The following is a 12,356-nucleotide window of genomic DNA, read 5'->3' on the forward strand; positions in this document are numbered from 1 at the left end:
TAAAGTTACCAAAAATATTATGAAGCAGCTTCGCCATGTGTTATGCCATACTCAGTTTCTGAAATCATATAATCCACCACCTTGGTAAGATCGCCTGTTTCTTTGAAGATCTGAAGCTGCCGATCAGCACCTGTTCCGTTTTCAAGAATTTTCCAGGCATATTCAACCTCATTCCTACATCCTAAATCATCTACCACATCATCAATAAACTCTAAAAGTTCTTTTAGTAAAAGAGGGTAAGGAACAGATTCTTCTTTTCCGAAATCGATCAGATGAGCCTCAATACCGCTTTTGGAAGCACGCCATTTATTTTCATTCAATAGCAGTCTTCTGTAGCTTCTAAAGCTAAGGTTTTGCTGATGGAGTTTATAAATTTTGGCCACTAAACTCTGCATAATGGCTGCAAGACATACGGTTTCATCAATTCTTAATGGCATATCGCAGATCCTGAATTCAATAGTAGGATAGAAAGGATGAACCCTTAAATCCCACCATATTTTCTTGGCATTGTCGATGGTTCCTGTTTTTACCAGAAGGTCAACATAGCTGTCAAATTCTGCCAATGAATTGAAGTAGCTGGGAATACCGGTTCTGGGAAATTTAACGAAAATTTCCTGTCTGTAAGATTTAAAACCTGTATATCTTCCAATCCAGAAAGGAGAATTGGTAGAAAGGGCATAGACGTGAGGCAGAAAATAACGCATTACATTCTGAATTCTTACCCCTTCTTCACGGTTAGGAATTCCAATATGTACGTGAAGTCCGAAAATAAGGTTCTCACGGGCAACATCTCCCATATCATCAACAATTTTGATGTATCTTTCTCCCTGGGTGATACTATTGTCTGACCAGTGAGAAAAAGGGTGTGTTCCGCCTCCGGAAACACGCAGCCCCTGTTCATGAGCTGTATTGATGAGATGTCTTCTTAAATTGGTTAATTCTGCTCTGGCTTCCTGGATATTCTGGCAGATTCCGGTTTCCATTTCAATCATGGACTCGTGCATTTCGTGCTTTAGATTTTCACTCAATACTGCTTTTCCGCCTTCAATGATTTTTGAAACGTGAGAAATCAGATCCCGACTTTCCACATCAATGATCTGATATTCTTCTTCGATTCCAATAGTAAACTGATGATGCATTGTCTTGTGTTTTTTTATTGTTTTTCAATATTATTTTATGGAATCTTTCACGAAGGTTCCCCAAGTGATATTGGGTTTCCCAGGAACGTATTCCTTGGCCTTTTCAATAGCCAGTTTAGCTGCATGTTCTATGATCCATGCAAAATTTTCTTCGCCTACAGAATTTCTGTCTGCATCCGGAGCCGGGTTACAGAAATCAATCGCATAAGGAATTCCGTCTCTAACCGCAAATTCTACAGTATTGAAATCATATCCTAGTGCTTCATTCATTTTGATCGTGTAATCATGAATGGTTTTCAATAATTTTTCAAGCTCTTTACCTTCTGTCTGGTGAGTTGTTGCATATCTCAGATGATGTGGGTTTCTAGGCTCGTAAGGCATGATGTGAACATATTTTCTTCCCAAACAATATACTCTGTAATAATCGTCAAAGATAATTTCTTCCTGAACCATCATTACCAATTGTCCTGTCTCTCCAAGTTTGCTCCATAGATCATCCGGATTTTCTACTCGGTATACATTTTTCCAGCCTCCGCCATCATGAGGTTTCATATAAGCAGGAAATCCTACATAATTGAAGATATATTCCCAATCATGTGGAAATTTAAGGTTCCTGAACGAAGTTTCCGAAGTGTCGTTTGGTCTTTCATGGGACGGAAGCAATACTGTTTTCGGTAACGGAATCCCAAGCTTACTCATCAGAGCATTGTTGAAAAACTTTTCATCAGCACTCCACCAAAACGGGTTATTGATTACATAAGTGCCATTAAGTGCTGCGTTTTTAAGATACGCTCTGTAAAAGGGAACATCCTGCGAAATTCTGTCGATGATTACTGCATATTCATAATCGGCACCTTGTTCAAGCTTATCAATGGTAACAGGTTCAGCTATAATATCTCCTCCGCCCAGTTCATTGACTTTGTCTATAAATGCCCAAGGAAATGTATCTTCCATACCGAATAGAATTCCTACTTTTTTTGTCATAATTTTTGTTTTTTAAATGAGGGTGTATATTCTATATTACTTTCTTAAAGAATCTGCGATTCTTCATATTTTTAAAACTTAAGCGCTTAAACATTGATTCTCTTTTTAATTTAAAAATCTTTATTTAAAACACTTAAGTAAGTTATATTATGCTATTTTATAAACTGTTTTATTGGAATGCTTTTATGAAAAATAAGCTCCGATAAAAGTTGGAAAAACCATTCTCCACAATGGCCAGTCGTGGCCAATCCATTTTCTTTCATCATACCAAAAATCGATTCCTTTTATTCTTAAAATTTCAGCCATTTCAATATTTTTGTCTTTACAGATATCCTGATCGGAAGTGCTCAAGACAATATGCATATGTTGGTATTTCCAGGCATCATCATTTCTTACAAATTCCCTTGGGCAGTTGAAATATACAAGGTCATCTGAGTAACCATTCATGAAATTTCTTATACTGAAGGCTCCCGAGAGACAAAATAAATGAGAAACTACATCTGGAAACCTGAAAGCAAAGTTGGCTGCATGATACCCTCCGAAACTGGCTCCAGCCACTGCTACACGATGAGTTTTATGAAGTTTTTGGATGTATGGGACAAATTCCAGAATCAAAAACTGCACATAGCGCTCATAGTTTTTGATTCTTTGCTGCGGAGATATTTTTTCATCATAAAAACTCCAGGCGTCGATAGTCTGAATATTATAAAGCTTTACTTTTCCCTGTTCTACAAACCAATTGATGCTTCCGTTAAGATGAAAATCATGGTTCTGCGTATATTGTCCTTGGGAGGTGGGAAACATAATGATAGGATGGCCGTAATGTCCGGTCACTTCTACTTTAAGACTTGTTCCCAATATATTGGAATAATAATCTGTATGTTCTATATGAGGCATGTAATTTCTTACTTTAATGGTTATGTATAATTAACTCCTTAACTTACTGGTCTTAGGTGGAAGAATGTTAAGCATCTCTGCATTGATCATTTCTGCGGCACTGTCCAACCTTTCTTCTATTACAGATGCATCACTGGATTTATAAACAATTCCTACATGATAATCTATGGGAAGGAACTTTACGACCTCTTCACATTCAAATTTGCTATATTCTGGTTCTTTATCCTTAATAAGGGCCACAATAAGTCCTGCATAATATCCTGTAGGAGGGGATACGCTATAGTCATTATTTCTTAAAAGAGCATCTTCGATTTTAGCCCATTCTCTCCAGATATTGATGCTGCTTGATGCTTCCACCAGGTCCGGAATGTGAGCGCCGCCTACTCTTGAAGATGTTTCCAGAAAATACCACTTTCCATCCTCTTTTCCCCGGATGAACTCTGTATGAGTAGCCCCGTTAAGCAATCCGAAGTTAGAAAGAACTCTGGAATTGATCTCTTCCAATGCTTTGAATTCATCAGAATATCTTCCTAAAGTTTTGGATCTGAAAACACCGCCTTCATGAGAGACCTGCATGGGTGGAGCAAGATATTTTGAAGCAGAAGTAAATACGATATTTTTATCGAATGTAAGGCTGTCCACATGATATACATCTCCTGGTTTAAAGCTTTCCAGCAGGAAAAGATGACGTTCTTCACCAAGTACTTCTAATGCCTCATGAAGCTGCTCTTTGGTTGTGATCTTTTTGATCCCCGATGCCGAAGCTTCTGAGCGGGGCTTTAGTACCCAGGGAGCTGGAACTTTATCGACAAATTCATTGACTGTATCATCATTGAAAACAGCTGTAAATTCCGGGACATTAATGCCTGAATCTTTTGCTTTTTGACGCATTGCTAATTTATCTCTGAAATAGCGGTGGGTAGTCTGTCCCATTCCTGGAATACGAAAGGTTTCCCGAATCAGGGCAGCCTTTTCCACGTCGAAGTCATCAAGAGCTACTACAGCATCTACTTTTCTGGTTTTCATCAGATGTGAAAATCCTTGGATCAGATGTTCCAGGTTCCATACAGACGGCTTGATTTCAGGCATATAAAATACCTCATCAATGGCATGCCAGGGCCAGTTTTTTTCTTTAAGATTCTCTGATGTTACTAAGATGATTTTATTACCGAGCCTCTTCATTTCATCCATGAAGTCATAGCCCTTGTAATAGCACGAAATACATACTATAATTTTCTCCTCCATATAATGTTTTTTAGGTTTTAGTGAATTTTCAAAAATAAAAGCAATTCTTTATTATTTGATTAATATCAAAAATAAAAATATGATGCGCTTTTCTGAATCACTAATCAAGTATACAGAGAATTTTTGTAATAAACTAATTTTTAGTGATAATTTTCGATTAAATCCGTGAGCAATTGAACCCCATACCCGGTCGCTGCTTTTTCTTTAGCATATCCTACATTTCCAAAGGCTACGCCAGCAATGTCCAAATGTGCCCATTTAGGGTGGCTTTCAGTGAATTGCTCTAGGAATTTAGCAGCAATAATACAATCTCCAACAGGCTTTAGGGACATGTTTTTTAAATCGGCCACATCAGATTGTATATCATCTTTCCAGATATCCCATAACGGAAGATTCCAAAGTCTTTGATTGGTATAGTCTCCGGTTTTTATTAAAAGGTTTTTCAATTCTTCGTTATTGGAAAATAGGGCTCCACAAGTATCGCCAAACATTCTTACAGAGCTTCCTGTTAAAGTTGCCAGGTCAATAAGGAAATCTGTTTTGTAGTTCTTAGCCAAATAGGAAAGTCCGTCAGCAAGGATGAGTCTGCCTTCCGCATCCGTATCCATAACTTCAATAGTTTTACCATTGTACGCTGTAATGACGTCGCTAGGAAGCAGCGCCTTTTCAGAAATCGCGTTGTCGGTAATTGGAAGCACTGCAATGATATTAACTGGTAGTTCCATTTCTGCCGCATAGATTAAAGTTCCTAAAACAGCTGTTGCCCCACCCATGTCAGATTTCATATAATGCATATTGGTAAAAGGCTTCAATGAAATTCCTCCTGTGTCAAATAGCACACATTTTCCAACCAATCCGAATGTTTTGGCATTTTTAACTGTGGTTTTGTATTCTAAAATCGTGAAGGCGGCATCATGAGCGCTTGCTTGGTTGACGGCAAGGTAGGCTCCAAGACCAAGTTCTTCACATTTTTTACGATTGAATACCGTATATTTTAATTCATATTTTTTGGCCAGATTTTTAAGGTATAGACTGAAAGTTTCAGCTCTTTTTAAGTTAGCAGGTTTATTCATCCATTCCTGGCAGGCAATCTGTCCGTTACTTAATGCTTCGGCTTTCTGTTCGATATGGTCTAATTTTTTCTGGCTTAAATTCTCAAAATGAAGATCAAATCCGGCATTCCAGAAAGGGTGGTTTTTTTCGAAAGGATAGTTGTAGGTTCCTATGAGTAACCCTTTTATAAACTCTTCAAACTGCTTTTCATGAAGGAAGTCGGCTAATAATAAAGTAGAAACTGGCTGCAATTTTTCCTTTTGGGTTTGAGAAAATTTCACGGCAACCTGCTGGAGTTCGAAATTCTGTAAACCAGATGTTCCGAGCCCGATAAAATAAGTGATTCCTTCTTCGTGGGCATTGATGAATACTTCATGCTTCTTTCCTGTGAAGAATGTAGCAATATTTTTATTGAAATTTTTACTTGTTTTCGTCCATTCCTCTTCAGTGAATAAATGGAATATTTGGGTGTAATTTTTATTTTTTTTGTTGATTAGTTTCATAAAATTTAGTTCTTAGCGCTTTGTTGTTGTGGTTTAACTTCGACAGGGTTTTCGGTATTGTCATAAAATAGCCATTCAATAGCTCTTGGGAATTCCTGTGACCAGTAAAATTCACTGTGAGTTCCGTCAGGATTGATGCTGGTTCTGAATTCAAAGTCGAAAAGATTCTTTTTTTCCCATCTTTTCAGATATTCTTCGAAAATATGAATTCTTTTTACCATTTTGGAACCTTCCTGCCCACCACCATATAAATATATTTTTGTTTTAAATGGAACCCGGAAGTTCATCATCGGAAAGTTATTATTCGGTTCTACCCAAAGAGAAGGTGAGAAGATTAATAATTTGGAATAGACTTCAGGATAAAGAAAGCCGCTGTAGATACTGATTAATGCACCCAGCGAACTGCCTCCGATTCCTGTGTTGTCTCGGTCTTTTTTTGTACGATAATTTTCATCCACATAAGGTTTTAAAGTATCAGTGATAAAGCGAATATATTTTTTTCCTTCAGAGCCATTGGCTACGTTGTCATTATCAAAGATATATTCTTTAATCCGGTCTTCGCTTCCATGTTCTATGGCAATGATGATAACATCACCACGTCCGTATTCTGCAAGGATGGAGAGCTTTTTATCAATTTCCCAGTTTCCGAAACCGCTTCCTTCGTTAAAAAGGTTTTGAGCATCCTGAAGATATAAAACAGGATAGCTTTTACCCGAAGTATGATAATCATAAGGAAGTACGGCCCATATTTTACGGTAACGATCCAGTTGTGGAATGTAGAATTTTTCAGAAATTACCTCAGCAGTAGGGAAAAACTCTTCTTTGAAGGGTCCCCAGTTTAACCTCCATTTTTCTATCGTATCAGATGCTTTCTGTAGTGATTTTTTTATTTTTCGGTTAGGAGTGATGTTTCCATATTTATCCAGTTCTACATTTTCCCAGCCACCTTTGGTGAATTTGTACTCAATTTCATCCGCAAGTTTCTCATTTTCAATTTCTATGAAATAATGGCGCGAATCTGATTGCTTGAGTTGGTAATTATAATCTTTTGGATTCCAATTGTTGAAATTCCCGGTGATAAATACGGGCCTGTCATCTTTTTCATCAGTATAAAGTTCAAACCTCATCATAAGTGTTTAATTAATATTAGTTTGCTAAATTTATAAAAAAGATTGTTTTAGAATCATAAAAAAGTGAATTAAAAAATGATATATTTGATAGGAAACGAAAGAAGAAAGCTAACTTGATAATTATTTGACGAATAATTAACCGCTAATGTCAGTATTTTTCGTAGTTTCAGGCAAAATATAAATAGAAACTGATCTTGATGAATTCTGTTAAAACCTATACGCTTTTCACCGATCATGATGTGTATCTTTTCAAAGAAGGTAGACATTATAAGCTGTATGGTAAATTTGGAGCGCATTCTGTAGAGAAAGATGGGGTAAAAGGGGTTTATTTCTCAGTTTGGGCTCCTAATGCAAAGAAAGTTTCTGTGATAGGAGATTTTAATAATTGGAATCATAAGGATCATATTTTGTTTCCAAGATGGGATGAATCCGGTATCTGGGAAGGTTTTATCGAAGAATTGCCTTGGGGTACTTTGTATAAATATGCTGTTGAAACAAAAGGAGGAGAGATCCTGGAAAAAAGTGATCCTTATGCTTTAAGCTGGGAACAGAATATTCAGGCAGCTTCATTAGTCTCCACAACCTGGTATGAATGGAATGATAAAAAATGGATGGATGGACGCTGGGAGAAAAACAACCTGGATGCACCAATATCTGTTTATGAATTACATTTAGGCTCATGGGTAAGAGAAGGAGATAGTCCAGACCGATTTTTGAACTACCGTGATATCGCTGAAAAGCTCGTTCCTTATATCAAAGAAATGGAGTTCACCCACGTAGAGTTTATGCCTGTCATGGAATATCCTTATGACCCAAGCTGGGGATATCAGATCACAGGATTTTATGCGGCTACTTCACGTTTTGGATCACCACAGGACTTGATGTTTCTGATTGATCAATTGCATCAGAACAATATAGGGGTTATCCTGGATTGGGTGCCATCGCATTTTCCGGGAGATGCCAATGGGCTTTATCGTTTTGATGGGTCCCATTTATATGAACATGAGGACGAAAGAAAGGGTTTTCATCCAGACTGGAAATCACATATTTTCAATTATGGAAGAAATGAAGTGAAGTCTTTCCTTATTTCCAATGCAATGTTCTGGCTGGATCGTTATCATGCAGATGGACTTCGTGTAGATGCGGTAACGTCAATGCTTCACCTGGATTATTCAAGAAATGAAGGCGAGTGGGAACCTAATATATATGGTGGAAACGTAAATCTTGAAGCCAAAGCCTTTCTGCAGGAGTTTAATACTGCTGTTTACAAAGAATTCGGGAATAGTATTATGACTATTGCTGAAGAAAGTTCGGATTTCCCAATGCTTACCAAACCCGTTCATGATGGCGGCGTAGGCTTTGGAATGAAATGGATGATGGGCTGGATGCATGATACACTGGACTATTTCAAAGAAGATTTTGTCAACAGGAAGTTTCATCATCATAAACTTACATTTGCTTCCATGTATATGTATAATGAAAATTATATGATGCCTTTGTCACACGATGAAGTGGTACATGGAAAAGCAAGTCTGATCTATAAAATGAAAGGTGATGAATGGCAGAAATTTGCCAATCTTCGTACCTTGTATGTTTATATGTATACCCATCCGGGAGCTAAATTGCTTTTTATGGGTGATGAATTTGGGCAAACCAGTGAATGGAACTTTACCCGAAGCCTAGATTGGCATCTGCTGAAATATCCTGTCCATAAGGGATTGCATGATTTAGTGAAGCGTCTTAATCATTTATACAGATCAGAATCTGCATTCTATGAAAATCAGTTCAATAAAAATGGTTTTGAATGGATAGAGGCGGATGATCTGGAAAACTCAGTGTACGTTTATCTCAGAAAAGGAAAAAGAAGAGACGATATTTTGATGACTGTATTAAATCTGGCTCCAAAAGTATTGGATTACAGAATAAAGATTCCAAACGGAACTCATTGGGACATTATTTTTAATTCTGATGATGAAGAATATAGTGGAAGCGGAGTCGTATCCGAGGTGCTGGAAGAGAAATATGAAGATGGAACAGAGCATCAAAAGTTTATGACCATCAAGTTACCTCCTTTGGCGGGGATTATTTTGAGACAACATAAAGATAAAAAGTATAAATTACACAGAATTAAACACAAAAGATAAAGAATGGTTATCTATCATTTAAGCACAGAATGTTATCCTGTTGCCAAAGTAGGGGGGCTGGCAGACGTTGTTGGAGCACTTCCGAAATATCAGAATAAAATAAAAGGAATAGAGGCTAAGGTAGTAATGCCATGGTATAACAAACCCTTTGTTCGTGAACATGAATTTGAGGTGGTGTTTGATGGATTCATTCATCAGGGAGGCAATATGCTGCAGGTTCAGGTTATGAAGGAAAAAACAAATGCGCTGGGTTTTGAGCTTTATATGGTGAGAATTCCCGGGCTGTTGGATAGAGATAATCCTTATGGTTATCAAGATGAAAGCTTTCAGTTTCTGGCTTTCCAGCATGGAGTTCTGCATTGGTTATGTGCTATGGAAATCAGACCTGATGTCTTGCACTGTCATGATTATCATACCGGTTTGGTTCCTTTTATGGTAGAGCACTGTTCTGAATTTAGTTTTTTAAAAGGGGTAAAAACCATAGGAACGATTCATAACGGAGAATACCAGGGAATGATGAGCTGGAATATGGCGAATTATATGCCTTCTTTTGATGCCTATAAATGGGGATTAATGGATTGGAACGGGCTGATGAATCCATTGGCAAGTATGATCAAATGTTCGTATGCCTTTACTACGGTTTCCGAAGGTTATCTGGAAGAGCTTTTCATCAGTTTCCGAGGACTGGAAAGTCTGGTTCGTCAGGAATTCGGAAAAGCCTATGGAATCATTAACGGAATTGATACTGAAGTCTGGAACCCGGAAACCGATCCGATGCTGGATTTTAATTTTAATATCAAAAATGCAGTAGCGCAAAAGAAAAAGAATAAAGAGAAACTTTGTAAAGAATATGGTTTAAAACCTGAACTTCCTTTATTTGCATTCATCGGAAGATTTGCAACTGAAAAAGGAGCAGATTTTTTACCGGATGTGGTATGGAAAAGCATCAAACAAAGTTATGGTGCTTTAAATATCATGATCCTGGGTTCAGGAAACACCTATATTGAGAATAAGCTTAAAGAATATGATTATACTTATACCAATTTTGCGCTGGATTTAGGCTATAAAGAACATCTTTCTCATAAGATCTATGCCTCGGCAGATTTCCTGTTAATGCCATCAAGAGTAGAACCGTGTGGTTTAAATCAAATGTATTCCATGAGATACGGAACGGTGGCTATAGTAAGATATACAGGTGGATTGAGAGATACTGTAGAAGATATTTCAACAGGCGGAGCAGGTTTAAACTTCACCTATCCAAGCGTGGATGATATTGTACATGCGATGAACAGAGCACTTGGAATCTATCATCAGAAAGGAATCATGGAAGAACTTATTCATGCCAATATGAATTTTGATTTTGCATGGGAGAAATCTGCAGAAAAATATATAGCTTTATATAATAGCTGATCCTAATGATAAAGAATCTTCTTTTGGGGATATTGATAATAACAGCTGTTTCTTGTGATAAGCGCAGAAATGGAACTTCTGAAAAAGAACAAAAGCAATCTCAGGAGACTTACTATACAATATTAACCTATGGCTTTCCTAACATGGAAAGAAGGAGATTAGTCGAGGGGATTTCAGAAAAATGGAAAATAAAAAATGTAGATGTAGCAGGATGTGAGGTAACCCATGAACTTATGGATAGTGTAGCAGCTGAAAATAAAAAAACATATGCTGCATTAGAAAAGAGGTATGGAAAAGATTGGGACATAAGATATGAAAAGGATATCGAAGCTTTTGTAATGAAGCAAGTTGATATCATGGATATCTTGATTGTTAATAAGGCATTTCGTGAAAAGCTTAAAAATTGTAGTATAGAAATTGACGGAGTAAATAAAGAAATCAAGCAAATCAGGAATTCTGAAGTATATGAAGTGACAGTATACGATATTGATATGAATTATAAAAAAATTATCTGCTGTATCATGCAGGTAGACACCAAAAACAGAACAGTAATTTTAATAAAATAAAAAACGCAATATATTTATGAACCCAAATGTAATCTCTATTGTATTGGGCGGAGGCAGAGGAACAAGATTATTCCCGTTAACGTATACCAGATCAAAGCCGGCAGTTCCTATCGCTGGAAAATACAGACTGGTGGATATTCCCATTTCAAACTGTCTGAACTCAGGATTAAATAAAATTCTGGTACTGACCCAGTTTAATTCAGCGTCGCTGAACTCGCATATTAAGAATTCTTACCATTTTGATATCTTCAGCAAAGGATTTGTAGATATTCTGGCCGCAGAGCAGAATGTGGAAAATGACAGCTGGTATCAAGGAACTGCAGATGCCGTACGCCAGTCAATGAAACATCTTGAAAAATATGATTATGATTATATCTTAATCCTTTCAGGAGACCAGTTGTATCAAATGGATTTCAGAGAAATGCTCGATTTTCACATTGAAAATGGGGGTGACCTCACCATTGCCACCATTCCTGTTAATGCTAAGGATGCTACCGGTTTTGGAATATTAAAATCCGATGATGACGGAAATATTACCTCTTTCTATGAAAAACCAGATTATGAAATGCTGGAAGGGCTGAAATCTGAGGTTTCGGAAGAGAATAAACATAAAGGAAAGGAGTTTCTGGCCTCTATGGGGATCTATATCTTTACAAAGACAATCTTAAAAAAGATGTTTGATGAAGGAGCTGGTGACGACTTTGGAAAAGACATTATTCCCAATTCTATTGGTAAATATAATACATTAAGTTATCAATATGAAGGCTATTGGACAGATATAGGAACTATAGAGTCGTTCTATGAAGCCAATCTGGATCTTTGTCTGGATCTTCCGCAATTCAACCTGTTTTCCTCTTCTCCAATTTATACAAGAGCAAGAATGCTTCCACCATCAAAAATCAATGGTTCTTATGTAAGTAAGGCTGTTTTCGGAGATGGATGCATCATTATGGCGGATAAAATTGAAAACTCCGTGATTGGAAACCGAACACGAATAGATAAAGGCAGTACCATCGTCAATTCTTATGTTATGGGAGCCGATTTCTATCAAAATACTACAGAAATCGTTCTGAATGACAGAGGAGGACGTCCGAATATGGGGATCGGAAAATACTGCTATATTGAAAAAGCTATTCTTGACAAAAACTGTTATATAGGAGATAACGTAAAGATTATTGGTGGGAAACACCTTCCAGACGGAGACTATGGAACCTATTCGGTGCAGGATGGAATTGTAGTAGTGAAGAAAGGAGCTGTTCTCGCTCCCGGGACCCATATCGGATAA

General features: G+C 37.3%; 10 protein-coding genes. 4 read left to right on the forward strand and 6 right to left on the reverse strand.

Translation table 11 applies throughout. The annotated features are described in order from the left end of the window. Positions 1–17 precede the first annotated feature (17 nt). From AC3HD6_RS08975 to AC3HD6_RS09000, 6 genes are all read right to left on the reverse strand, one after another. Entirely contained in the window at positions 18–1,139 is a 1,122-nt protein-coding gene (locus AC3HD6_RS08975; protein WP_068943553.1) for a carboxylate-amine ligase, read from the reverse strand. 30 nt (positions 1,140–1,169) lie between these two features. Further along, a complete protein-coding gene (locus AC3HD6_RS08980; protein ID WP_488896030.1) occupies positions 1,170–2,123 on the reverse strand; it encodes an ATP-grasp domain-containing protein in 954 nt (317 codons plus the stop codon). A 183-nt stretch (positions 2,124–2,306) separates the two neighbouring features. Next, positions 2,307–3,020 (reverse strand): alpha/beta hydrolase-fold protein, encoded by a 714-nt coding sequence (locus AC3HD6_RS08985; protein WP_488896031.1) that lies wholly within the window; start codon positions 3,018–3,020, stop codon positions 2,307–2,309. Positions 3,021–3,050: 30 nt separating this feature from the next. Further along, positions 3,051–4,265, reverse strand: a complete 1,215-nt coding sequence (locus AC3HD6_RS08990) for an ATP-grasp domain-containing protein (protein WP_488896032.1) — start codon at positions 4,263–4,265, stop codon at positions 3,051–3,053. Positions 4,266–4,405: 140 nt separating this feature from the next. Continuing rightward, the gene (locus AC3HD6_RS08995; RefSeq protein ID WP_488896033.1) at positions 4,406–5,821 is read right to left on the reverse strand and encodes a leucyl aminopeptidase family protein; all 1,416 of its coding nucleotides are present in this window, start codon (positions 5,819–5,821) and stop codon (positions 4,406–4,408) included. A gap of 5 nt (positions 5,822–5,826) precedes the next feature. Next, entirely contained in the window at positions 5,827–6,951 is a 1,125-nt protein-coding gene (locus AC3HD6_RS09000) for an alpha/beta hydrolase-fold protein (protein ID WP_488896034.1), read from the reverse strand. A 197-nt stretch (positions 6,952–7,148) separates the two neighbouring features. Here AC3HD6_RS09000 and glgB point away from each other — a divergent pair, with 197 nt between their 5' ends. From glgB to AC3HD6_RS09020, 4 genes are read left to right on the forward strand one after another with little or no spacing between them, the layout of a single operon-like run. Then, the gene (gene glgB, locus AC3HD6_RS09005) at positions 7,149–9,095 is read left to right on the forward strand and encodes a 1,4-alpha-glucan branching protein GlgB (protein WP_488896035.1); all 1,947 of its coding nucleotides are present in this window, start codon (positions 7,149–7,151) and stop codon (positions 9,093–9,095) included. A 3-nt stretch (positions 9,096–9,098) separates the two neighbouring features. After that, positions 9,099–10,505 (forward strand): glycogen synthase, encoded by a 1,407-nt coding sequence (locus tag AC3HD6_RS09010; protein WP_488896036.1) that lies wholly within the window; start codon positions 9,099–9,101, stop codon positions 10,503–10,505. A gap of 5 nt (positions 10,506–10,510) precedes the next feature. Beyond that, a complete protein-coding gene (locus AC3HD6_RS09015; protein ID WP_488896037.1) occupies positions 10,511–11,071 on the forward strand; it encodes an FEKKY domain-containing protein in 561 nt (186 codons plus the stop codon). A gap of 16 nt (positions 11,072–11,087) precedes the next feature. Beyond that, on the forward strand, positions 11,088–12,356 hold the full coding sequence (locus AC3HD6_RS09020) for a glucose-1-phosphate adenylyltransferase (RefSeq protein ID WP_488896038.1): 1,269 nt from the start codon (positions 11,088–11,090) through the stop codon (positions 12,354–12,356).

The organism is Chryseobacterium sp. II3a, from assembly GCF_057815135.1.

What these genes read in the sequence shown, in the direction of transcription:
- AC3HD6_RS08975 (WP_068943553.1), bottom strand. Translation starts at nt 1,139, where the DNA reads ATGCATCATCAGTTTACTATTGGAATCGAAGAAGAATATCAGATCATT.
- AC3HD6_RS08980 (WP_488896030.1), bottom strand. Translation starts at nt 2,123, where the DNA reads ATGACAAAAAAAGTAGGAATTCTATTCGGTATGGAAGATACATTTCCT.
- AC3HD6_RS08985 (WP_488896031.1), bottom strand. Translation starts at nt 3,020, where the DNA reads ATGCCTCATATAGAACATACAGATTATTATTCCAATATATTGGGAACA.
- AC3HD6_RS08990 (WP_488896032.1), bottom strand. Translation starts at nt 4,265, where the DNA reads ATGGAGGAGAAAATTATAGTATGTATTTCGTGCTATTACAAGGGCTAT.
- AC3HD6_RS08995 (WP_488896033.1), bottom strand. Translation starts at nt 5,821, where the DNA reads ATGAAACTAATCAACAAAAAAAATAAAAATTACACCCAAATATTCCAT.
- AC3HD6_RS09000 (WP_488896034.1), bottom strand. Translation starts at nt 6,951, where the DNA reads ATGATGAGGTTTGAACTTTATACTGATGAAAAAGATGACAGGCCCGTA.
- glgB (WP_488896035.1), top strand. Translation starts at nt 7,149, where the DNA reads ATGAATTCTGTTAAAACCTATACGCTTTTCACCGATCATGATGTGTAT.
- AC3HD6_RS09010 (WP_488896036.1), top strand. Translation starts at nt 9,099, where the DNA reads ATGGTTATCTATCATTTAAGCACAGAATGTTATCCTGTTGCCAAAGTA.
- AC3HD6_RS09015 (WP_488896037.1), top strand. Translation starts at nt 10,511, where the DNA reads ATGATAAAGAATCTTCTTTTGGGGATATTGATAATAACAGCTGTTTCT.
- AC3HD6_RS09020 (WP_488896038.1), top strand. Translation starts at nt 11,088, where the DNA reads ATGAACCCAAATGTAATCTCTATTGTATTGGGCGGAGGCAGAGGAACA.